Origin of the sequence: Pandoraea sp., assembly GCF_041919235.1 — a bacterium.
Lineage (GTDB): Bacteria > Pseudomonadota > Gammaproteobacteria > Burkholderiales > Burkholderiaceae > Pandoraea.
This window is the reverse complement of record NZ_JAYRUC010000012.1, coordinates 110,658-133,515: the sequence shown is the minus strand read 5'-3', so window position 1 is coordinate 133,515 and position 22,858 is coordinate 110,658. Positions and strand designations below refer to the sequence as shown.

Here is a 22,858-nt window from a genome sequence, read left to right as displayed (position 1 = left end):
GGGGTCGGGGGCGGCCGAACTGTTTTGAACAGGTGGTTCGTGATGGAAAAATTTACCGTCCATACGGGGTTGGTGGCACCGCTGGATCGCGAAAACGTCGATACCGATGCGATCATCCCCAAGCAATTTCTGAAATCGATCAAGCGCACGGGCTTCGGCCAGAACCTGTTCGACGAGTGGCGTTATCTCGACGTCGGCCAGCCGGGCCAGGATTGCAGCACGCGTCCGGTCAACCCGAACTTCGTGCTCAACCAGCCGCGCTATCAGGGCGCGACGATTCTGCTCGCCCGCAAGAACTTCGGCTGCGGCAGCTCGCGGGAGCACGCCCCGTGGGCGTTGCAGCAATATGGCTTTCGCGCGGTCATTGCACCGAGTTTCGCCGACATTTTCTTCAATAACTGCTACAAGAACGGGCTGCTGCCGATCGCGCTGTCCGAGATGCAGGTCGATCACCTGTTCAACGAGACGGCGGCGTTCAATGGCTATCAGTTGACCATCGACCTGGACAAGCAGGCGGTGGTGACCTCGGATGGCCGTGCGTACGCGTTCGACATCGCGCCGTTCCGAAAGTACTGCATGTTGAACGGTTTCGACGACATTGGCCTGACGCTGCGTCACGCCGACAAGATTCGCGCCTACGAGGCCGAGCGGCTCGCCAAGCAGCCGTGGCTCGCAACGCGCCTGCCGGGTTGACCCGCGCGCACTCAAGGAGATCGCATGAAAATTGCAGTGTTGCCGGGTGACGGCATTGGTCCGGAAATCGTGAAGGAAGCCGTCAATGTGCTGAACGCACTTGGCGAGAAGTTCGAACTCGAAGAGGCGCCCGTGGGCGGTGCCGGCTACGAAGCGAGCGGTCACCCGCTGCCGGAAGCCACGCTCAAGCTTGCCAAGGAAGCGGACGCCATTCTGTTCGGCGCCGTCGGAGACTGGAAGTACGACTCGCTCGAGCGCGCGCTGCGCCCGGAGCAGGCGATTCTGGGGCTGCGCAAGCATCTGCAGCTCTTCGCCAACTTCCGTCCGGCCATTCTGTACAAGGAGTTGGCGGACGCGTCGAGCCTGAAGCCGGAGATTGTGGCCGGGCTGGATATCCTGATCATTCGCGAGCTCAATGGCGACATCTATTTCGGTCAGCCGAAGGGTTTTCGTCAGGCGCCGGATGGGCCTTTTGAAGGGGCGCGCGAAGGTTTTGATACCATGCGCTATAGCGTGCCCGAAGTGGAGCGTATCGCGCACGTCGCGTTTCAGGCGGCAGCCAAGCGCGGCAAGCGTCTGTGCTCGGTGGACAAGGCCAACGTGCTCGAGACGTCGCAGTTGTGGCGTGACACGATGATCGAGGTCGCCAGGCAGTATCCGGAGGTCGAGCTCTCGCATATGTACGTCGACAACGCTGCGATGCAACTGGTCAAGGCGCCGAAGAACTTCGACGTAGTGGTGACCGGCAACATGTTCGGCGATATTCTCTCCGACGAAGCCGCCATGCTCACGGGGTCGATCGGCATGCTGCCGTCGGCGTCGCTCGACGCCAATAACAAGGGACTGTACGAACCGTCGCACGGTTCGGCACCCGATATCGCCGGCAAGGGCGTGGCCAATCCGTTGGCGACGATCCTCTCGGCGGCCATGATGCTGCGTTACACGCTGGGTCGTGCCGAACAGGCCGACCGTGTGGAGAACGCAGTGAAGAAGGTGCTGGCGCAAGGCTTGCGCACGCCCGACATCTGGCAGGAAGGCGCGACCAAGGTGGGAACGCGCGACATGGGCGCGGCGGTGGTCGCCGCGCTATAACGTTGATGGGGCGTCGTGAGACGCCCCTCGGCGCAATTGCAACGATAAGAGAGTGGATAAATGAAAACCGTAGGTCTGGTAGGTTGGCGGGGCATGGTCGGTTCGGTTCTGATGCAGCGTATGCAGCAGGAGAACGACTTTGCTTTGATCGAGCCGGTGTTTTTCAGCACCAGCAACGCGGGCGGCAAAGCCCCGTCGATGGCGAAGAACGAGACTTCGCTGAAAGACGCCAATGACGTCGATGCGCTGAAAAAATGCGACATCATCGTGACCTGCCAGGGCGGCGACTACACCACCGAGATCTTCCCGAAGCTGCGTGCCGCGGGCTGGAATGGCTATTGGATCGACGCCGCTTCGACGCTGCGCATGAAGGACGATGCCATCATCGTTCTCGATCCGGTCAACCTCGATGTGATCAAGCATTCGTTGACCAAGGGCACCAAGAACTTCATCGGTGGCAATTGCACCGTGAGCTGCATGCTGATGGGCCTGGGCGGTCTGTTCCAGCACGGTCTGGTCGACTGGCTGACGTCGATGACGTATCAGGCGGCGTCGGGCGGCGGTGCGCAGCACATGCGCGAACTGCTCACGCAGTTCGGTAGTATCAACGCCGAAGTCAAGGCGCTGCTCGACGATCCGCACTCGGCTATTCTCGAAATCGACCGCAAGGTGCTCGCGAAGCAGCACGCGCTCACGGCCGACGAGACCAAGCAGTTCGGCGTGCCGCTGGGCGGCAACCTGATTCCCTGGATCGACAAGGACCTCGGCAACGGCCAGTCGAAGGAAGAATGGAAGGGCGGCGCCGAGACCAACAAGATTCTGGGTCTGGGCGACGGTTTCCCCAATACGCGGGCCATTCCGGTGGACGGTCTGTGCGTGCGCATCGGCGCGATGCGTTGCCACAGCCAGGCCTTGACCATCAAGCTCACGAAGGATGTGCCGTTAGACGAACTGAACGACATCATCGGCCAGGCGAATGACTGGGTGAAGGTGGTGCCGAACACGCGCGAGGCGTCGATGACCGATTTGACGCCTGCGGCCGTGACCGGCACGATGACGATTCCAGTGGGTCGCCTGCGCAAGATGTCGATGGGACCGGAGTACCTGTCGGCGTTCACGGTGGGCGATCAACTGTTGTGGGGCGCGGCGGAACCGCTGCGTCGCATGCTGCGCATCCTGCTCGACGCTTGAGCGTCGCAGCGCATCGGTAAGGCGTGAAGCACGGCGGCCCGCGAGGCCGCCGTCCGCGCTTTGGGCGGCACCCCGATGTTGTCGGGGAGGCCAGTGACAATCGACTGACAGGTTTGACAAGACACAGTGCGGAAATTCTCGATCGGCAAGCGCGCAAACCCGTCCCGTAACTCGTTCCGCCTGAGCGCGGCGGCGGCCGTTTTGTGGAGCCTCGGGCTTCTCAACGCGGGTGCGGCAGAGTTCGGCCCGCAGCAGGTACGCTCGGGCCCGGGCCAGCCGTTGCGCGCCGTGATCGTGCTGGGCAACGTGTCGCAAGCCGAAGCCGACGGATTGTCGGTGAAGCTCGCACCGCGCGATGCCTTCAAGCAAGCCGGTCTGCGCTACGACCCCACGCTCGAGAAGCTCTCCGTGTCAGTCTCTCCCACGGGGGGACGCGCAGCGGGGTACAGCGGCACCTATCTCGTGCATGTCGATTCGGCCGAGCCGGTCAGCACATCGTTCCTCGATCTGTTGCTGGTGCTCGAATGGCGCACGGGTCGTCAGTCGAACGCGGTCACGTTGTCGGCCATCCCGGAAGCCAGCGCGGCGCAACCTCAGGCCGTCGTGCCTGCTGCGACGCCGAGTCGTACCGCCACGCCCGCTGCAGCCACGACGCCCGCGCCTGCGGCGTCTGCGCAGGCGGGCAACGTGCCGGCGACGGCCGCAGACGGCGCGCGCACGGTGGGCCGCGGTGAGTCGTTGTCGTCGATTGCCCGTGAGTTCACGGGGGGCGAGGGCGGCACGACGCTGGCGCAGATGATGACGGCGCTGTTCGAGGCGAACCGTTCGGCGTTTATCGATAACGATCCGAACCGGCTGCGCCTGGGGGCGACGCTGACGCACCCGGCCGATGCGCAGGTGCAAAGTATTCCTCCCGCTCAGGCGCGCAAGTTCGTGTCTGCTGCGCGGGAGCAGTTCGACGCGTATCGCGCGCGGCTCGCCGATTCGACGGCGCGGCAGGCAGCACCGGCCGGTGGCCGCAGTGCCCAGGGCGCGATCGAAGCGGGTAAGGCGCCGGAACCGGTCGCTCCCGCTGCGCGCGATGAATTGAAGCTGTCGCGGCCCGGCAAGGGCGGGGCGGGCGGTACAGCCGGTCGATCCGGCGGCAGCGAAGAAGAGCAAATCGCCCAGGGCAAGGCGCAGGCCGAGGCTCAGGGCAGGGTGAATGAGTTGCAGAAGAACGTAGCTGATCTCCAGAAGTTGTTGACGATGAAGCAACAGGCCATCGCCAATCTGGAGGAGCAGGCCGCCGCCGCGTCGGGGGCGACTGCACAGGAAAAGACGGCCAAACCGGCCGAAGGCAAGACAGCGCCCCCGGTGGCGACCGCCGCCAGGACGGCACCGAGTGCTGCCAAGGGCACTGACTCGGACGGCACCGGCGCTGCCGCGCCAGCCGTGGCGCAGGCGGCGGCTACCGATGCCGCATCGGCCGCATCGGCGGATGTCGTGGCCTCCGAGGCAACGGCTGCGGCACCGGCAAGCGACGCCGTCGTGGCGTCCGCTGCCAGCGCCCCGGTCGCGGAATCCAAACCAGCGCCGAACGGCGCGATGCGTTGGGGGGCCGTAACCCAGAATCCGTACGTGCTGCCGGGCGCGGGTGTACTGGTGGTGCTGCTTGGCCTGTGGTGGCTGATGCGCCGACGCCGCACCGAGCCGCCGGTGGGGCAGCCCGGCCCGTATGACGATGGCGACGACGGTCATGACGGTCATGACGGTCGTGACGGTCATGATGCGCCGCGCGATGGAGAACACGCGGCTGAGCCGACGTCGCCGGGCGTCGCAACGGCGGGCGTCGTGGCAGCGGCGGGCGCAGCAGGTGCTGCGGCACTGTACGCCGCGAATCAAATGGAAGCCGACGAACATCTGCATCCGGCATCGGGCGAAGCGTGGCCAGTGTCGGACGAGGGCGTTACCGCTCCCGACGAGGTTCCGACGCACAACGTGACGGGCGAACAGGCGGCCGAGCCGCCGTCCCTGAGCGATGAATTGGCCGATACGGCGCATGATGAAGGTCCGGGCGTGCCAAGCGTAGCCTTGGCGTCGTCTGAGGCGGCTGCGGAGCCGCTCGTCGATGCGTCTGCACCCTTGGTCCCGGAAACGGACGCCCAGGCCGGCGTCGAGCCGGAAATCGATTGGGATGCGGCATTTGCCGAGGCGGCAGGAGAGACGCCGGAAGTCGCCGCAGCTCACGACGTTCAAGGCGACACGTCGACGAGCGTGTCGGCGCTCGATGCACCGAGTGCTGCGTCTGAGACCGATGGCGTCGCCGCTGCGCAGGCGGCAACCCCCGAGTCGCTTTCCGCTGCGTCGGCCGAAATGGCCCCGACGGTCCCGCCGATGGTCGACGCGCCGCCCGAGGGCAGTGTGGCGGCCATGCTGGGCGATCTGGATCTGGCCATTCCGGGGCAGCCGGCGCAGGTGGGTACGATTTCGAGTGACGTTTTGCCGTCGCTGAGCAAGGGCCTCGGCTCGGTGCAATTCAAGATGGCGCCGCTCGACGATTCGCTGCGTCAGCACGCCAGCACAGCCGATGGGGTCACCCCCGTCAGCGATGACCTCAACGATGACCTCAGTGATGACCTCAATGACGACCTGAGCGACGCCGATTTCGACGCGGCGATGCTGCAGGCAAGCAGCGCACCCGCCGCGTCGCACAGCTATGCGGATACCGCGCACGAGGCACCGTCGCTCAAGCCCTTGTCGTTCGATTTGTCGGACTTCAGCCTCGATCTGAAGGGGGGCGATGCGCAAGCGGCCCCGGCGCGGGAAGCGTCGGTCGAGCACGACGGGCTCGATTCACCCTCCCGGGAAGCGCAGTCCACCGGCGAACCTGAGGCCCCGGCCCCGCAGGTGCCGCAAGCCAACGCAGCAGCGTCGCAGGCATGGGCGGCGAGCCCTGCGTCTGCCGAGGCGGGCGTGCCGGACGAATTCCATACGAAGCTCGAACTGGCCACGGCGTATCAGACGATTGGCGATGACGACGGCGCGCGCGAACTGCTCGAAGAGGTGATCGCCGGGGGCGACGCCGCGCAGCAGTCCGTCGCCCGGTCGCGATTGGCAGCGCTTGGTAAGTAACGCCAAAGCCGTGACGCCAAAGCAGTGACGCTAAAGCGGTGACGTCGGGGCAAGCCGACGATCACACCACAGATTGACCGTAGTTTGGGGCGCTCGCAGGTTGGGCGCCCATTTTTCTTTTTCATATGCGAATCGCACTGGGCATCCATTACGACGGCACGGCGTTCTCCGGCTGGCAATCGCAGCCGCACGGCAATACCGTGCAGCAGGCGCTCGAGGCCGCTCTGCGCGCATTCGGCGGCATCGCGCTGCCCACCACGGTCGCAGGTCGCACCGACACCGGCGTGCACGGTGTCGGGCAGGTGGTGCATTTCGACACCGCGCTGGACCGCGCCATGTTCTCGTGGGTGCGCGGCGTCAATGCCTTTCTGCCCAAGACGGTGGCCGTGCAGTGGGCGCAGGCGATGCCTGACGACTTTCATGCGCGCTTCGCCGCCTTTGAGCGCACGTATTTCTATGTGCTTTACGTGCATCCGGTGCGCTCGCCATTGCTCGACGGCCGATGCGGCTGGCTGCACACGCCGCTTGATCTCCACGCGATGCGCGATGCGAGTCGAGTGCTGGTGGGCGAGCACGACTTCTCGGCGTTCCGCTCGTCCGAGTGTCAGGCCAGGACGCCCGTGAAACATCTGTATGGCATCGACATCGAGCAGCACGGGCATTTCTTCATTTTCCGCTTTCGGGCGAACGCGTTCCTGCATCACATGGTGCGCAACATCATGGGATGCCTGGTGGCCGTCGGCCGGGGACGTCAACCCGTGAGCTGGATGACGCATGTGCTGGCGAGTCTCGATCGTCGTCAGGCCGCCCCGACGTTCATGCCGGACGGCTTGTATCTGGCTCGCGTGGGGTATCCTGAACGTTTCGCCGTGCCCGAGCCCAACTGGGCCGCATGGCCGTTCCCGATGCCGTGGGCAAGCTCATGAAATCCCGTACCCGAATCAAGATTTGCGGGCTGTCTCAGGCAGCCGACATCGATCACGCCGTGGCGCTTGGCGTCGACGCCATTGGCCTTGTTTTTTACCCGCCGAGCCCACGTTACGTGGATCGGGTGCGCGCTGCCGCGCTGGCTCGCCAAGTGCCGCCGTACGTGAGTCTGGTCGGCCTGTTCGTCAACGCCACGGCCGACGAGATCGCCCGCACGCTCGAGGCCGTGCCGCTCACCGCACTGCAGTTCCACGGCGACGAAACCCCCGAGCAGTGCGCGCTGCTGGCGGCGGCGGCCGGCAACCGTCCCTACATGCGCGCCATGCGTATCGGCCCGGAGACGAAAGACAGCGGCGATTTGCTACAATTCGCCAATGCATACACCGCCGCGCAAGGCATCTTGCTCGATGCCCTGGTCGAGGGCTATGGCGGTGGAGGAAAGGTTTTCGATTGGTCACTTATTCCAAAAGACATCGCGCGTCGGGCCGTTTTGAGTGGTGGCTTGAACGCACACAACGTTGCTGAGGCCATCGGCCGGGTGACGCCTTACGCCGTCGACGTGTCGAGCGGTGTGGAGGCGTCGCGGGGCGTGAAGGATCACGCCCGCATGACGGCGTTTGTGCACGCGGTGCGTGCCGCCGATGCCGAATGAGCAACCCGCCGGGGCGGCCGCTTGGGCCGCACACCGGTTTTGCGAAGAGTGACGACCATGTACGATTTTCCTGACGCCCGAGGCCATTTCGGCCCTTACGGCGGTGTCTTTGTGGCCGAGACGCTGATTCACGCGCTCGACGAACTGCGCGAGGCGTATGCCAGGTATCAGCACGATCCGGCTTTCCTCGAAGAATTCCATTACGAACTGAAGCACTATGTCGGCCGTCCGTCGCCGATCTACCACGCCAAGCGCTGGAGCCAGGAACTGGGTGGCGCGCAGGTGTACCTCAAGCGCGAAGATCTGAACCACACCGGCGCGCACAAGGTGAACAACGTGATCGGGCAGGCGTTGCTCGCGCGCCGCATGGGCAAGCGCCGCGTGATCGCGGAGACCGGCGCCGGTCAGCACGGCGTGGCCACGGCGACCATTGCCGCGCGCTTCGGCATGGAGTGCGTGGTCTACATGGGCGCGGAAGACGTCAAGCGCCAGGCGGCCAACGTCTACCGCATGCAACTGCTGGGCGCCACCGTCGTGCCCGTGGAGTCGGGCTCGAAGACGCTCAAGGACGCCCTCAACGAAGCCATGCGCGACTGGGTGACGAACGTCGAGAGCACGTTCTACATCATCGGCACCGTGGCCGGCCCGCACCCGTATCCGATGCTCGTGCGTGATTTCCAGTGCGTGATCGGCGAGGAGTGCAAGGTGCAGATGCCGGAGCTGGCAGGGCGTCAGCCGGATTACGTGCTCGCCTGCGTGGGCGGCGGCTCGAACGCCATGGGTATCTTCTATCCGTACATCGACGAGCCGAACGTCAAGCTCGTGGGCGTGGAAGCGGCGGGCGACGGCATCGAGACCGGCCGTCACGCGGCGTCGATCATCGGCGGCACGCCCGGCGTACTGCACGGCAACCGCACTTATTTGCTGCAAGACCGGAACGGCCAGATCACCGAGACGCATTCGATCTCGGCGGGTCTGGACTACCCGGGCGTGGGTCCCGAACACGCATGGCTGCATGACATCAAGCGCGCCGAGTACGTGGGTATCACCGACACCGAAGCCCTCCGGGCATTTCATGACTGCTGCCGGATCGAGGGCATCATCCCGGCCCTGGAGTCGAGCCACGCGCTCGCTTATGCGTGCAAGTTGGCGCCGACGCTACCGAGCGACCAGATCGTGCTGGTCAATCTCTCGGGGCGCGGCGACAAAGACATGCACACCGTGATGGCACTGGCCAGGCCCGCGCCTGATCGGGCATAAGCAGCGTTGCGAGACACCACCGATCCCCGATCCCCGATCCCCGATCCCCAGCGCCGACAAGGACACCCGAATCAGCATGACCGATCTGACTGATCGCAAGGCACAAAATGACGTTCTCGGGGCCGCGCGTCCCGTGGACGCCACCGAAGCCGCCGCCGCGCGTCTCGAGGCCATGGAAGCGGCCGGCGAGTTGCGCGCGCGCTGGGCGCCGGGCGACATCACATTGCGTCACGCCGACTTCCTCGAGCAGGTGCACGAACTCGACGACGGGAGCGTCGATCTGATCCTTGCCGATCCGCCATACGGACTTGGCAAGGATTACGGCAACGATTCCGACAAGCGCTCCGGCGAGGACTTCCTTGGCTGGACGTACGGCTGGCTCGAAGCGGCGATACCGAAACTTGCGCCGCGCGGCTCGCTGTATCTGTTCTGCACATGGCAGTACGCGCCCGAGCTGTTCGTGTTTCTGAAGCGGCGCATGCTGATGATCAACGAGATCATCTGGGATCGCCGCGTGCCCAGCATGGGGGGCAGCACCCGCCGGTTCTCGTCGGTACACGACAACATCGGTGTTTTTGCGGTCTCGAAGGATTACTACTTCGACCTCGATGCCGTGCGCGTGCCGTACGACGCTGCGACGAAGAAGGCGCGCTCGCGCCGTATCTTCGAAGGCAGCAAGTGGCTGGAGCTGGGCTACAACCCCAAGGATCTGTGGTCGATCTCGCGATTGCACCGGCAAGACCCCGAACGCGTCGATCATCCGACGCAGAAACCGCTGCATATCATTGAGCGCATGGTGCTGGCCAGTTGCCCGCCCGGCGGTCTCGTGCTCGACCCGTTCATGGGCAGCGGCACGACGGCTGTGGCTTGCGCACTGCACGGCCGGCGTTTCGTCGGCTTCGAGCTGAACGCGCATTACCACGCGCTCGCCCATCTTCGACTTCAGAGAATTTCCGATCATGTCCCGCATTCAAGCGACGTTCCAAGCCTTGCAAGCGCAGGGTAAGAAGGGCCTTATTCCGTTCATCACCGCCGGCGATCCCGAGCCGGGCTGGACGGTCAAGCTGATGCATGCGCTCGCCGACAATGGCGCCGACGTCATCGAACTCGGCGTGCCGTTCTCCGACCCGATGGCGGACGGCCCCGTCATTCAACGCGCCTCCGAGCGGGCGCTGGCCCGGGGCGTGAGCCTCGCCGAGGTGCTCGGCTACGTGGCGGTGTTCCGCCAGACCAACGCGCGCACCCCGATCGTGCTCATGGGCTATGCCAATCCGATCGAGGCGATGGGACTCGATGTCTTCGCCGAGCGGGCTGCGAAGGCCGGTGTGGACGGCGTGCTGGTGGTCGACTATCCGCCCGAGGAAGCCGAGACCTATGCGGGAGCCATGCGCGCGCAGGGTATCGATCCCATCTTCCTGCTCGCGCCGACGTCGACCGAAGCGCGGATCGCCGCGGTGGCGCGTCAGGCGAGCGGTTATCTGTATTACGTCTCGCTCAAGGGCGTGACGGGCGCGGCGAGTCTGGATCTGGACAGCGTTGCCGCGAAAATTCCCGAGATCAAGGCCGCAGCGGCCCTGCCGGTGGGCGTGGGTTTCGGGATTCGCGACGCCGCGACGGCACGTGCGATCGCGCGCGTGGCGGATGCCGTGGTCATCGGTAGCGCCATTGTCCAGCGGCTGGAAAACACGCCGCGTGATCTGGACGGCCAGAACGCGGTAAAATCGCTGGCTGAATTCATCGGCGGAATTCGCCAGGCGCTCGACGAGGGTGCCGAATTGGCGTAGATTCGCGGCGTAAATTCGCGGCATCGGTTCGCCGCCTAAGCTCGCCGCCTAAGTTCGCCGCACCGCCGGGTGAACTGCTGAATTGAAACGACCGTGTTGCACGGTCGCCCGAAACGCCCGCCCCGTCTGGCGCGGGCGTTTGCCAAGGAGAAACTATGAGCTGGCTCGACAAGCTGCTGCCCCCGAAGATCAAGCAAACCGATCCGACACAGCGCAACAAGAGCATCCCGGAAGGGCTGTGGATCAAGTGCCCTTCGTGTGAAGCGGTGCTTTATCGCAACGACGTGGAAGCGAATCTGCACGTTTGCCCGAAGTGCGATCACCACATGCGGATCGGCGCACGGGCGCGTCTCGACGCGTTGCTCGATCCGGAAGGCCGCTACGAACTCGGCCAGGAGATCGTGCCGGTCGACGCGCTGAAGTTCAAGGACAGCCGCAAGTATCCGGACCGCATCAAGGAAGCGATGGACGACACCGGCGAGACCGACGCGATGGTGGTCATGGGCGGCGCGATCCACACGCTGCCGGTCGTGGTCGCCTGTTTCGAGTTCTCGTTCATGGGCGGCTCGATGGGGTCGGTGGTCGGCGAGCGCTTCGTGCGCGGCGCACAGAACGCGCTGGAGCAGGGCGTGCCGTTCGTCTGCGTCACCGCTTCGGGCGGTGCGCGTATGCAGGAGAGCCTGCTCTCGCTCATGCAGATGGCCAAGACCACGGCCATGTTGACCAAACTGGCCAACGCCAAGCTGCCGTTCATCTCCGTGCTGACCGATCCGACGATGGGCGGCGTGTCGGCCAGCTTCGCCTTCCTCGGCGATGTGGTGATGGCCGAACCCAAGGCGCTGATCGGTTTCGCAGGACCGCGCGTGATCGAGCAAACCGTGCGCGAAAAACTCCCGGAAGGCTTCCAGCGTTCGGAGTTCCTGCTGCAGAAGGGCGCGATCGACATGATCGTCGACCGTCGCAAGATGCGCGAAGAGATCGCACGTCTGATCGCCCTGATGCAATGCCAGCCGGCTGACGCCGTCGCCTGACGCCTGCATGTTGACTGCGGTGCGATGATGCGGCTCGCGCCGTTGCGGGTCCCCAAGGGCGATGCAACGGCGTAGAATGTCGCAACGCCTCGCCACGCCGCACACGCGGCACGTGAACGCATCACTCAGCACGATAAGAAGCGCGGACGTTAGATGACGTCCGCGTTTTTGTTTTCCGCCCGCACATTCATGCCGACCTACTCCACTCTCGACGCCTGGCTCGCCCATCTCGAAACCGCTCATCCCGTGGGCATCGACATGGGACTCGCGCGCATTGGGCGCGTGAAAGAGGCGCTCGGACTGCAATTCCCGTGCCCCGTCTTTACGGTCGGCGGCACCAATGGCAAGGGATCGACCTGCGCGATCATCGAAGCCATTCTGCTCTCGGCGGGCTACCGCGTGGGCTGCCATACGTCGCCGCATCTGATCTCGTTCAACGAACGCGCGCGCCTGAACGGCGAAGTCGTCGACGATGCCGCGCTGCTGCCGCACTTCGAAGCGGTTGAAAAGGCGCGCACGGGCTTCGATGAGCCGGTCTCGCTCACTTATTTCGAGTTCACCACGCTCGCGATCATGCACCTGTTCGCCACGGCCGGGCTCGATGCCGTGATACTGGAAGTCGGCCTCGGCGGCCGTCTCGACGCGGTCAACATCGTCGATGCCGACTGCGCCGTCGTCACGAGCATCGACATCGACCACGCTCAGTATCTGGGCGATACGCGCGAGGCGATTGCCATCGAGAAAGCAGGTATTTTCCGCGCCGGGAAGCCTGCGATTTGCGGCGATCCCATGCCGCCAGCCACATTGCTCGCCGAGGCGCAGCGCATTGGCGCCGATCTGTGGCTGTTCGGCCGCGATTTCAACTATCAGGGCGACAAGCAGCAGTGGAGCTACGCCGGACGTCACATGCGCCGCCCGGCGCTTGCCTATCCAGCCCTGCGTGGGGCGAACCAGTTGCTCAACGCGACGGCGGCGCTTGCCGCGCTCGAATCGATGCGCGACAAGCTCCCGGTGTCGGCGCAAGACATTCGTCTGGGCCTCGCAACGGTCGAGTTACCGGGGCGATTCCAGGTGCTGCCGGGGCGCCCGGCCGTGGTGCTCGACGTCGCGCACAACCCGCACGCCGCCGCGGCACTTGGCCACAATCTCGACGGCATGGGCTATTTTCCGTACACCTACGCCGTGTTCGGGGCAATGGCCGACAAGGACATCGAGGGCGTGTTGCGGCATCTCGCCGACAAGGTCGATCACTGGCGCCTGTGCGCGCTGCCGAGCCCGCGTGCCGCGAGCGCGCCGCAGCTCGAAGCGGCGTTGCGCTCGGTCGGGTTCGTGCCAGACGCCGATCATTCGGTCGAAACCTTCGAATCTCCTGAGAAAGCCTACGCGGCCGCGCTCGAGCAGTGCGGGGAGAATGATAGAATTGTGGTTTTTGGATCGTTCTTTACGGTGGCGGGCGTCATGTCGCACCGCAAATTGCAACGCCATTGACGTATGAAGGGGCGGTTGCCGTGACATTTGCTTACGAGAAATGTCATGCGCATGACGCACCGGATGCGCGAAGATCGGTCCAACGACGCGAGTTACGACCTGAGCCAAGGGCCTATGGGATTGTTTTCCTTCCGCAAGAAAGACGCCGAAGCCGTTCCCCCAAAGCGCGGTAGCCGCAAGGGCGGCCGCACCGGCACCCGTACGGCGGGAGGGGGCGAGTACAGCGAGCACGAGCAACTCGACCCGCTATTGCCCGAGAAGCAACGCGCGCGCCGCCGTCTGGTTGGCGCGTTGGCGCTGGTGCTGGCGGCCGTCATCATCTTGCCGATGGTGCTCGCCCCTGAACCGAAGCCATCGGCCGACGACATCGCTATTCAAATTCCCGGAAAAGACGCCAACTCGCCGCCTGTCCGCGTGAAGCCGGCGGCACCCGCCACGCCGCCGCCCGACGCGTCGCTCGATAAGGGCGAGGAAGCGCTCGGCAGCAACACGCTGGCCGGCGCGGCCAAGCCGGCAAACCCGGCAACGGCGGCTACGTCGACTACGCCGGCCCCTGCGCCGACGGCCGTACCGCCAGAAGCTGCCATGGCGCCCGCACCGAGTCCGGTGCCTGCCGTGGCGCAAGCGAAGCCGGACGTCAAACCCGAGATCAAGAAGCCTGATCCGCACGCCGACGCGAAGCCAGCCGCAAAGCCCGAGTCGCACGACACGGCCAGGGCGCAAGCCAAGCCGCAGCCGAACAACAACGTCGCCGATCCGATCGCGCAGTTCGCGCAGAACAACACGACGGCCAAGCCCGCCAAGCCGGCGGACACTCACGCGAGCGCACAGAAGCCGGCGGCGTCCGGCGGCAAGTATCTGGTGCGCATTGGCGCATTCTCCACGCAGGATCGCGCACAGGCGTGGCTCGTCAAACTCAAGCTGGTGAACGTGTCGAGCTACATGGTGAAGAGCAAGGTCAATGGCCGCGACCTGTATCTGCTGCGCGCCGGGCCTTTCCCCGATCGCGCCAGTGCTGAAGCGGCAGGCAAGAAGATTCGCGATGCCGGACTGACGGCGCAGGTCGCCGAGGCGGGCTGAGTTGGGCGATTCGATGCATAGCGGTCTGCTGACCGTAGTGGATTACGTGGCCATCGCGATCCTGCTCGGCTCGATGCTGCTGGGCATGCTGCGGGGATTGGTGCGCGAACTGTTCAATCTGGTGGGCTGGGTCGTTGCGTTCTTCGTGGCGCGTGCCTTTGGCCCGACGCTCGCGCATTGGCTGCCCGCCAATTTGCCCGGCGGCGAGATGACGCAGGGCGCGCTCGGTTTCCTTTTGGTGCTGGTGGCCGTGGTGTTCGGTGCGGGAATTGTCAGCGCGCTGGTGGGACGCATGACCGATCTGATCGGTTTGCGCCCGGCCGATCGCGGACTGGGCATGTTGTTCGGCATCGTTCGCGGCACGTTGCTCTTGATGTTGCTCATGGTCGCCGCCAAGTTAACCGCATTGCCGCAGCAACCCGTGTGGCAGCAGTCGCTGATGCGTCCGTGGGTCGAGGCGGGGCTCGCGCGGCTCATGCCGTACCTGCCCGAGCCGGTACAGCACTATCTGCACAATCCGCAGGCGGCGGTGCCGAGCGTCAATCCGCTCGAATCGCCCCTCTCGTTGCCACAATTGGAACCTTATCGGGCGCGGCAGGAATCGGGCGGGCAGGGGCGCTCGGAAGCGCCGGTAGCCCCGGTAGCCCCGGAAGTGCCGGGTGTGCCGAGTCATTCGGGTGCTCAGCGCGGTGGCGGGGTGTCGGGGGTGGCTGACCCGATGGGCGGCGGTGCCACGCGTGGCGACGGGGCCGGCAAGGGTCTGACGGCCGATGGCTTGAGTGGACAAGGCGCCGGCGGTGCGCCGCAGGGGTGGGGCATGCGCAGCGGCGGATCGGCCGCGCCGTCGACCGGCCTGCACAAGGTTTCCGAATGACGGATAATACGGTCCGTTTGATGCAGATTTCGAAGTTCTTTGAAGGATTCATGCCATGTGTGGCATCGTCGGTGTAGTCTCCAAGTCCCCGGTCAACCAGTTCATCTACGATAGTCTGCTGCTGTTGCAGCACCGCGGCCAGGATGCCGCCGGTATCGCAACGACGGACGGCCACTCCTTCTACATGCACAAGGGCAACGGCATGGTGCGCGACGTGTTCCGCACGCGTAACATGCGCGACTTGCCGGGCACCGTCGGCATCGGTCAGGTGCGCTACCCGACGGCGGGCACGTCGAGCGCCGCACAAGCCCAGCCGTTCTACGTGAACGCACCCTACGGCATCGTGCTCGCCCATAACGGCAACCTGACGAACTGGGAACAGCTCAAGGACGAGATGTTCCGCGTCGACCGTCGTCACATCAACACCACCTCCGATTCGGAAGTGCTGCTCAACGTGCTCGCGCACGAACTGCAGCAAAGCTCGCGCGACGGCCTGAGCGTCGCGTCGCTGTTCGAAGCGGTGGGCAAGGTACACGGCCGTCTGCGCGGCTCGTACGCCATCGTCTCCATCATCTCCGGCTTCGGTCTGGTAGCGTTTCGCGATCCGCACGGCATCCGTCCGCTGTGCATCGGCCGCTTCGACGGCCCGGGCGGCACGGAATGGATGGTCGCGTCGGAGTCGGTGGCGCTCGAGGGCATGGGCTTCGCGTTCGAGCGCGATGTCAAGCCGGGCGAGGCGATCTTCATTAGCAACGACGGCGAACTGACCTCGCAGCAATGCGCCGGGGCGACGTCGATGCATCCGTGCATTTTCGAACTCGTGTATCTGGCCCGTCCGGATTCCGTGCTCGACGGCGTGCCGGTCTACGACGCGCGCCTGCGCATGGGCGATTACCTCGCGGAGAAGATCCGTCGCGAGATCGACTACCAGGACATCGATGTCGTCATGCCGATTCCGGACTCCAGCCGTCCGGCGGCGATGCAGGTCGCGAAGCGCCTGGGTCTGAATTACCGGGAAGGCTTTTTCAAGAACCGCTACGTCGGGCGTACCTTCATCATGCCCGGTCAGGCGATGCGCAAGAAGTCGGTGCGTCAGAAGCTCAACGCCATGCGCGTCGAATTCAAGGACAAGAACGTGCTGATCGTCGACGACTCGATCGTGCGCGGCACGACCAGTCAGGAAATCGTGCAGATGGCGCGTGACGCGGGTGCGCGCAAGGTGATCTTCGCGTCGGCCGCGCCGCCGGTGAAGTTCCCGAACGTGTACGGTATCGACATGCCCACGCGCAGCGAGCTGGTCGCGCATGATCGCAGCGACGAGGAAGTGGCGCGCATCATCGGCGCGGACGAACTGATCTATCAGGACGTCGAGGACATGAAGGCCGCCGTGCGCGACATCAATCCGGCGCTCGCCGATTTCGATGCCTCGTGCTTCGACGGCAAGTACATCACGGGCGACGTCACGCCGGAGTATCTGAACCGTCTGGAGCAGCAGCGCAAGGCGCCGAAGGCACCCGTGGCGGACGCTGGCGAAGGCGACGACAACGAGCCGCGCGGGGCTCAGCTTGGCCTCTGAGCCGTTCGCGGTCGCTACGAAACGATCAAGATCGGCGGCGGGGATCTTCGCGCCCCGCCGGCAACATGCTACACTCGATTTCACGTCGATTTGATTTCAGCTTGCGGACGTGGGGGAGTCTCCCCGAAACAGCTAAAGCGGGGCCTAGACAGATGGATTTCGAGCCCGTTTTGCTGACCAGCGAAACGGGCTTTTTCTTTTATTGGCCGGCGGCCGGGCCAACCCAATGACGAGACACACGATGGACTCCTTCGACTTCGATACCCTGGCGGTGCGCGCGGGCACGCAGCGCTCCGAGTTTGGTGAGCATTCCGAGGCGCTGTACCTGACCTCGAGCTTTGTGTTCAAGAGCGCTGCCGAGGCCGCCGAACGCTTCGCGCATTCGGAGGAGGGCTTCACCTACTCGCGCTTCACCAACCCCACCGTGTCGATGTTCCAGGACCGTTTGGCCGCACTCGAAGGCGGGGAAGCCTGCATGGCGACCGCCTCGGGCATGAGCGCCATCGTGTCGGTCGTGATGGCGGCGCTCTCGGGCGGCGATCACCTCGTCAGCTCGCAGAGCATTTTCGGCTCCACGCTCAACGTCTTCTCCACGATCTTCAATCGCTTCGGTGTCGAGACGACCTTCGTCGACCCGACCGATCTCGACGCCTGGCGTGCCGCGATCCGTCCGAACACGAAGATGTTCTTCCTCGAGACACCGTCCAACCCGCTAACCGACATCGCCGATATCACGGCGATCGGCAAGATCGCGAAGGAAGCGGGCGCGCTGTTCGTCGTCGATAACTGTTTCTGCACGCCTGCCTTGCAGCGGCCCATCGAATACGGCGCAGACGTTGTCGTGCACTCGGCAACGAAGTACCTCGACGGTCAAGGCCGCGTGCTGGGCGGGGCGATTGTCGGCACGAAGGACTTCATCATGGGCAAGGTCTTCCCGTTCGTGCGCAGCGCGGGTCCGACCCTCTCGGCTTTCAACGCCTGGGTGTTGCTCAAGGGCATGGAGACGCTGTCGTTGCGCGTCGAGAAGCAGTCGGCCAATGCACTGACCATCGCGCAGTGGCTTGAGCAGCAGCCGCAGGTCGGTCGTGTGTACTATCCGGGCCTGCCGTCGCATCCGCAGTACGAGCTTGCGCAGCGCCAGCAAAAAGCCGGCGGCGCGATCGTCGCGTTCGAGCTCAAGGGCGCAACGCCTGCCGAGCAGCGTGAGAACGCCTGGCGGGTGATCGACAACACGCGGGTGTGCTCGATCACCGGCAACCTCGGCGATACGCGTACGACGATCACGCATCCGGCGAGCACCACCCACGGCCGTATCACGCCGCAAGCGCGCGCTGCGGCGGGCATCACCGAAGGACTGATCCGTCTGGCGGTCGGCCTGGAGTCGCCGGCCGATATCCGGGCCGATCTGGCACGCGGTTTCGCGAGTTGAGCGGGGCGGTCGTCATGAGTCGATTCTGGAGTGCGGGCGTGGCCGAGCTAACGCCCTATGTGCCCGGTGAGCAGCCGCAGATGCAGCGTCTCATCAAGCTCAACACCAACGAGAACCCGTACGGTCCGTCACCGCGCGTGCTTGCCGCGATTCGGGAGGCGCTCGGCAGCGATGCCGATGCGCTCAAGTTGTACCCCGATCCCGACGCGCGCCGCTTCAAACAGACCATCGCCAAGCGCTTCGGCCTCGACGTGGCCCATGTCCATGTGGGCAATGGGTCGGACGAAGTGCTGGCAAACGTGTTTCAAGGACTGCTGAAGCACGACAAGCCGATTCTGTTTCCGGACATCACCTACAGCTTTTACCCGGTGTATTGCGGGCTGTACGGCGTGGCGTTCGAGAACGTGCCGCTCACGGACACCTTCGAGATTCGCGTCGACGACTACCTTAAGCCGAACGGCGGCATCATCTTCCCGAATCCCAACGCGCCGACGGGGCGTGTGCTGGCGTCCGGCGAGATCGAGCGTCTGCTGGCGGGGAACCCGGATTCGGTGGTCGTGCTCGACGAGGCCTATATCGACTTTGGCGGTCAGAGCGCCGCAGGACTGATCGCGACGTACCCGAATCTGCTCGTGGTGCAGACGCTGTCCAAATCGCGCTCGCTGGCCGGGCTGCGTCTGGGCTTTGCCATGGGGCATCCGGATCTGATCGAAGCGCTCGAGCGCGTGAAGAACAGCTTCAACTCGTATCCGCTCGACCGGCTGGCGCAGGCGGCGGGCGTGGCGGCCATCGAGGACGAGGCGTATTTCGACGCGACACGTCAGGCGGTGATCGCGAGCCGTGAAGCGCTGGCGTCGCGTCTGACGGCGCTTGGCTTCGAGGTGTTGCCATCGACAGCGAATTTCGTGTTCGCTCGCCATGCGCGGCACGACGCGGCGCAATTGGCTGCCGCGCTGCGCGAACGCGCGATCGTCGTGCGTCACTTCAAGCACGCGCGCGTGGCGCAGTTCCTGCGCATCACCGTGGGCACCGAGGCCGAGTGCGCCGCCTTCACGGACGCATTGAAGGAAATTCTGTCGGGTTGACGCGTCTTTGCGGCGTTGCGTCGCGCGGGCGCGGCCGTCGGGGCCGCCGGGGCCGGATGACCGCTCGCAATGGGGCCGAGCGCATGGAGGGCGTGAAACGTTCTCCAGGCGACCGGCCCTTTTGATTTCACGTGACGAGAGGGCGCTGGTGGGGCGGCAACAGGAATCTGCTGCCTGCGTTATGCTGTCGGGCGTGTTGCCAACCGGAGACTTCAGCATGTCGCACAACGTAGAGCTTTTCATCAATGGGCAGTGGAAGGGAGGCGCAGAAGGCCTCACGCTGCCGATTGAAAATCCGGCCACGGGCGAGACCATCGGCACGGTGGCGCGCGCTACCCAGCCGGATCTGGACGCCGCCCTGGCCGCCGCCGAAGCCGGCTTTGCCAAGTGGCGCGAAATTGCCCCGTTCGAGCGCGCCAAGCTCATGCGCAAGGCTGCCGGCCTGCTGCGCGAGCGCGTCGGCGATATCGCGCGTCAGATGACGATGGAACAGGGCAAGCCTATCGGCGAGGCCAAGGGCGAACTGCTCTCGGCGGCCGACATCATCGAGTTCTTCGCGGAAGAGGGCAAGCGCGCCGATGGCCGCCTGGTGCCGGCCCGCGTGCCGAACGTCTACCAGATGGTGATCCCGACGCCGGTCGGTCCGGTCGCGGCGTTCACGCCGTGGAATTTCCCGGTCAATCAAGTGGTGCGCAAGGTGTCGGCGGCGCTGGCGGCCGGTTGCTCGGTGATCGTCAAGGCGCCGGAAGAGACGCCGGCATCGCCGGCAGGTCTGATTCGCGCCTTCGCCGACGCCGGGCTGCCCGATGGCGTCGTCAATCTCGTGTATGGCGTGCCTGCCGAGATTTCGTCGTATCTGATTCCGCATCCGACGATCCGCAAGGTGTCGTTCACGGGCTCCACGCCGGTAGGCAAGCAACTGGCTGCGATGGCCGGTCTGCACATGAAGCGTGTGACCATGGAACTCGGCGGGCATGCGCCGGTACTGATATTCAACGACGCCGACATTGCGGCGGCCGTGCGAAACCTTGCCGCCGGCAAGTTCCGCAATGCCGGTCAGGTGTGCATCGCACCGACGCGTTTTCTCGTGCAGCGCGGTGTGTACGATCAGTTCGTCGACGCCTTCGTGAAGGCCGCCGAAGCGGTGCGCGTGGGCAACGGGCTGGATCCGGAAACGACGATGGGGCCGTTGGTCAACGGCAAACGCTTCGAGGCGATCAGCGCCCTTGTCGCGGACGCCGTGGCCAATGGCGCTCAGCTCAGGACCGGCGGTAAGCGCGCCGCCGAGGGAGGCTACTTCTACGCGCCGACGGTGCTGTGCAACGTACCGATGAGCGCCAAGATCATGCACGAAGAGCCGTTCGGCCCGGTGGCGATCGTCAATCCGTTCGATACCGAAGAGGAAGCCATCGCCGAGGCGAACCGTCTGCCGTATGGCCTGGCGGCCTACGCGTACACGACGTCGCAAGGCACGGCGCATCGTTTGGCCGCACGCGTCGAGAGCGGCATGCTGACGATCAACCATTCGGGTCTGGCGCTGCCAGAAGTGCCGTTCGGTGGCGTGAAGGACAGTGGCTACGGTTCGGAGGGTGGCCCGGAAGCCCTCGAAGCCTATCTGCAGCCGAAGTTCGTGACGCGTCTGGACGTCTGACGCTTTCAGGCGCTTTCAGGCGCTTTCCGGGCTTTCCGGGGCTTTCCGACCCGGGCAGGCAGCCGATGCGAGCAATCGCATCGGCTTTTTTGTTGCCCGGCCGGCGGGCGCCGCGGGCGTGGCGCTCGAATCAGTAGGCGCGACCGTTGATGCTGCGCGGCGCCGGTGCAAACGCGGTGCTCAGCACGTCGTGCGACGCGTTGTAGTACGTCGTGTCGATGTCGAGCAGGCCAAGCATCGTGTGTTCGAGCCAGTCGGTCTGATAGGGCCGCGATTCCAGCGCCGTGCGCGTGTGCGGATCGATCGCGTTTCGCGTCCAGACGAGCATCGGTATCTCATAGCCCGAAGCATCGGCGACGGACTGCCCCGTGTGATTGCGCGTGTGGCCGACTTCCTGCGCGTGGTCGGAAGTGAACAGCAGGCTGGCGTCGGATTGCGCGGTGGCCGACATCGTCTTGCGGATCACATTTGCAACGACGTAATCGTTGTACGCGATGGCATTGTCGTACTCGTTGCGCAACTGGCGTACCCACAGCGAGCGCCCTTGCTGCGCGAGCCCGGCCATGACTGCGTCGTCGGCGTCATCGAAGCGCGCGAATGCCTCCGGGTAGCGCATATCGTAGGTCGGATGCGCCCCCAGCAGATGGACAACGATGAGCTTGCGGGGGGCGTCGCTCGCGAGTGCGGCTTCGACGTCCGGCAAGAGATTGCCGTCGACATTGTTCTCGCCGCGCCCGAATCCCTTGTTGATGAAGACCCGCTCATCGGCGCGATTCGCGACGAGCCCCAGCCAGCCGTCGTTGGGTACCTGATTCGAAATCCAGTACGTGCGATATCCGGCTTCCTTGGCGAGCATGAGGAGATCGGGTTGGCGCGTCCAGGCGTCGGGGTCGGCGAGGCTCGCGGGGGTGAGCATCTTGATGAGCGAGGCCATCGTCGCGGGCTCGGAGGACACCACGTCGCGGAAAACGATGAGATCCTTGCGCAGTGCGTTGAGCATCGGCGTGGTGTTGCGTGCGTAGCCGTAGAGCGACATGTTGGTGCGGTTCAGGCTCTCGCCGATCACCCATACGACGGTCTTGCGCGCGGGCCCGCGATACTGCACACGCCACTCGCTGCGCTGCGCCATGTTGCGCTCGAGTTCGCGTTGGAGCTTGTCGATGTGCGCGAGCTGTCCCTGGTAGTCGAGATAGCGGATCGGCCAGTAGAGCAGTGGGTTTTCCTTGGCCATCGTCGGATTCAGATGCAGCGCGAGAAAGCCTGTGAGCAGGGTGAGCACGGCGATCTTGCTGCTGCGGCGCATCGGTGGCAGCGCGTGCGCGGCTTCGGTGCGCGACAGGCGGCGCTCCAGCACGGCAACCGCGATCATCAGCACTGCAAAGAAAGTGCTCGCCTGAGCGACGTCGCGCCAGTTGTGGCGGAAGAATTCACTTGCCTCGGAAGGGTTGGTGTTGAACACCGCCTGGAACACCAGCAGATGATTCGGGCGCAGGCCGAAGTAATCGCGCAGAAACCCTTTGGTTGCAGCGTCGAGAAAGAAGACGGCGATGATGCCGAGCGTGGTTGCGCTGAGCCAGACGGGCCGCGCGCGCAGCAACAGGCACAGCCCGACAAGGCCGGGCAGCGCGGTCGTCATGAGCGCCGCGCTCTTGCCGAATTCGTTGGCACTGATCATGCCGAACGCCCAGAACAGGGCTAGTCCGCCGAGTCCGAGAGACAAGCGGTAGAGCAGTGATTTCAAGATGGTCGTCCCCTGATGCTTCGCGCACGTCGATGCGTGCCTGTCGATGATGGGTGGGCCGCTGGGCCGCTGAGCCGCTGAGCCGCTGAGCCGCTGAGCCGCTGAGCCGCTGAGCCGGTACCGGGCAGATCTCGCATTGAAGACCGCTTAGCCCATGGTGCCGGCCAGCGATGCAATTGGACCAGAATTT

General features: G+C 64.8%; 18 protein-coding genes. 17 read left to right on the top strand and 1 reads right to left on the bottom strand.

Annotated features, from left to right (window positions below):
* Positions 1–42: 42 nt before the first annotated feature.
* From leuD to ACE3UG_RS11835, 17 genes are all read left to right on the top strand, one after another.
* On the top strand, positions 43–693 hold the full coding sequence (gene leuD / locus ACE3UG_RS11915) for a 3-isopropylmalate dehydratase small subunit (protein ID WP_374624022.1): 651 nt from the start codon (positions 43–45) through the stop codon (positions 691–693).
* A 24-nt stretch (positions 694–717) separates the two neighbouring features.
* Entirely contained in the window at positions 718–1,785 is a 1,068-nt protein-coding gene (gene leuB, locus ACE3UG_RS11910) for a 3-isopropylmalate dehydrogenase (RefSeq protein WP_374624019.1), read from the top strand.
* A gap of 60 nt (positions 1,786–1,845) precedes the next feature.
* Positions 1,846–2,976, top strand: a complete 1,131-nt coding sequence (gene asd / locus ACE3UG_RS11905) for an aspartate-semialdehyde dehydrogenase (protein ID WP_374624016.1) — start codon at positions 1,846–1,848, stop codon at positions 2,974–2,976.
* Positions 2,977–3,102: 126 nt separating this feature from the next.
* Positions 3,103–6,090 carry a FimV/HubP family polar landmark protein gene (locus tag ACE3UG_RS11900; protein WP_374624013.1) on the top strand — a complete coding sequence of 996 codons (2,988 nt, stop codon included), beginning with the start codon at positions 3,103–3,105 and terminating at the stop codon, positions 6,088–6,090.
* A 125-nt stretch (positions 6,091–6,215) separates the two neighbouring features.
* Entirely contained in the window at positions 6,216–7,016 is an 801-nt protein-coding gene (gene truA, locus ACE3UG_RS11895) for a tRNA pseudouridine(38-40) synthase TruA (protein WP_374624010.1), read from the top strand.
* Complete coding sequence (locus ACE3UG_RS11890) at positions 6,983–7,669, top strand: phosphoribosylanthranilate isomerase (protein WP_374624007.1); 687 nt, start codon at positions 6,983–6,985, stop codon at positions 7,667–7,669. The genes truA and ACE3UG_RS11890 overlap by 34 nt, the downstream gene beginning before the upstream one ends.
* Positions 7,670–7,726: 57 nt before the next feature.
* Positions 7,727–8,929, top strand: a complete 1,203-nt coding sequence (gene trpB / locus ACE3UG_RS11885; RefSeq protein ID WP_374624004.1) for a tryptophan synthase subunit beta — start codon at positions 7,727–7,729, stop codon at positions 8,927–8,929.
* A gap of 76 nt (positions 8,930–9,005) precedes the next feature.
* Positions 9,006–9,935 carry a site-specific DNA-methyltransferase gene (locus ACE3UG_RS11880; protein WP_374624001.1) on the top strand — a complete coding sequence of 310 codons (930 nt, stop codon included), beginning with the start codon at positions 9,006–9,008 and terminating at the stop codon, positions 9,933–9,935.
* On the top strand, positions 9,889–10,713 hold the full coding sequence (trpA, locus tag ACE3UG_RS11875; protein ID WP_374623998.1) for a tryptophan synthase subunit alpha: 825 nt from the start codon (positions 9,889–9,891) through the stop codon (positions 10,711–10,713). Before ACE3UG_RS11880 ends, trpA begins: the two co-directional genes overlap by 47 nt.
* 155 nt (positions 10,714–10,868) lie before the next feature.
* Positions 10,869–11,744: an acetyl-CoA carboxylase, carboxyltransferase subunit beta gene (gene accD / locus ACE3UG_RS11870; RefSeq protein WP_374623995.1), complete on the top strand. Its 876-nt coding sequence runs from the start codon at positions 10,869–10,871 to the stop codon at positions 11,742–11,744.
* Positions 11,745–11,933: 189 nt separating this feature from the next.
* Positions 11,934–13,232, top strand: a complete 1,299-nt coding sequence (gene folC / locus ACE3UG_RS11865) for a bifunctional tetrahydrofolate synthase/dihydrofolate synthase (protein ID WP_374624095.1) — start codon at positions 11,934–11,936, stop codon at positions 13,230–13,232.
* Positions 13,233–13,277: 45 nt separating this feature from the next.
* On the top strand, positions 13,278–14,312 hold the full coding sequence (locus ACE3UG_RS11860; protein ID WP_374623992.1) for an SPOR domain-containing protein: 1,035 nt from the start codon (positions 13,278–13,280) through the stop codon (positions 14,310–14,312).
* Between the two features lie 13 nt (positions 14,313–14,325).
* A complete protein-coding gene (locus ACE3UG_RS11855; RefSeq protein WP_374623989.1) occupies positions 14,326–15,186 on the top strand; it encodes a CvpA family protein in 861 nt (286 codons plus the stop codon).
* A 55-nt stretch (positions 15,187–15,241) separates the two neighbouring features.
* On the top strand, positions 15,242–16,762 hold the full coding sequence (purF, locus tag ACE3UG_RS11850) for an amidophosphoribosyltransferase (RefSeq protein WP_374623986.1): 1,521 nt from the start codon (positions 15,242–15,244) through the stop codon (positions 16,760–16,762).
* Between the two features lie 241 nt (positions 16,763–17,003).
* On the top strand, positions 17,004–18,191 hold the full coding sequence (locus ACE3UG_RS11845) for an O-succinylhomoserine sulfhydrylase (RefSeq protein ID WP_374623983.1): 1,188 nt from the start codon (positions 17,004–17,006) through the stop codon (positions 18,189–18,191).
* A gap of 14 nt (positions 18,192–18,205) precedes the next feature.
* Complete coding sequence (gene hisC / locus ACE3UG_RS11840) at positions 18,206–19,276, top strand: histidinol-phosphate transaminase (protein WP_374623980.1); 1,071 nt, start codon at positions 18,206–18,208, stop codon at positions 19,274–19,276.
* A gap of 217 nt (positions 19,277–19,493) precedes the next feature.
* A complete protein-coding gene (locus tag ACE3UG_RS11835) occupies positions 19,494–20,927 on the top strand; it encodes an NAD-dependent succinate-semialdehyde dehydrogenase (RefSeq protein WP_374623977.1) in 1,434 nt (477 codons plus the stop codon).
* Positions 20,928–21,057: 130 nt separating this feature from the next.
* Here the strand turns inward: ACE3UG_RS11835 and ACE3UG_RS11830 are convergent, their stop codons facing one another.
* Positions 21,058–22,668, bottom strand: coding sequence for a phosphoethanolamine transferase (locus ACE3UG_RS11830; protein ID WP_374623975.1), 1,611 nt, complete (start codon positions 22,666–22,668; stop codon positions 21,058–21,060).
* Between the last annotated feature and the right edge of the window lie 190 nt (positions 22,669–22,858).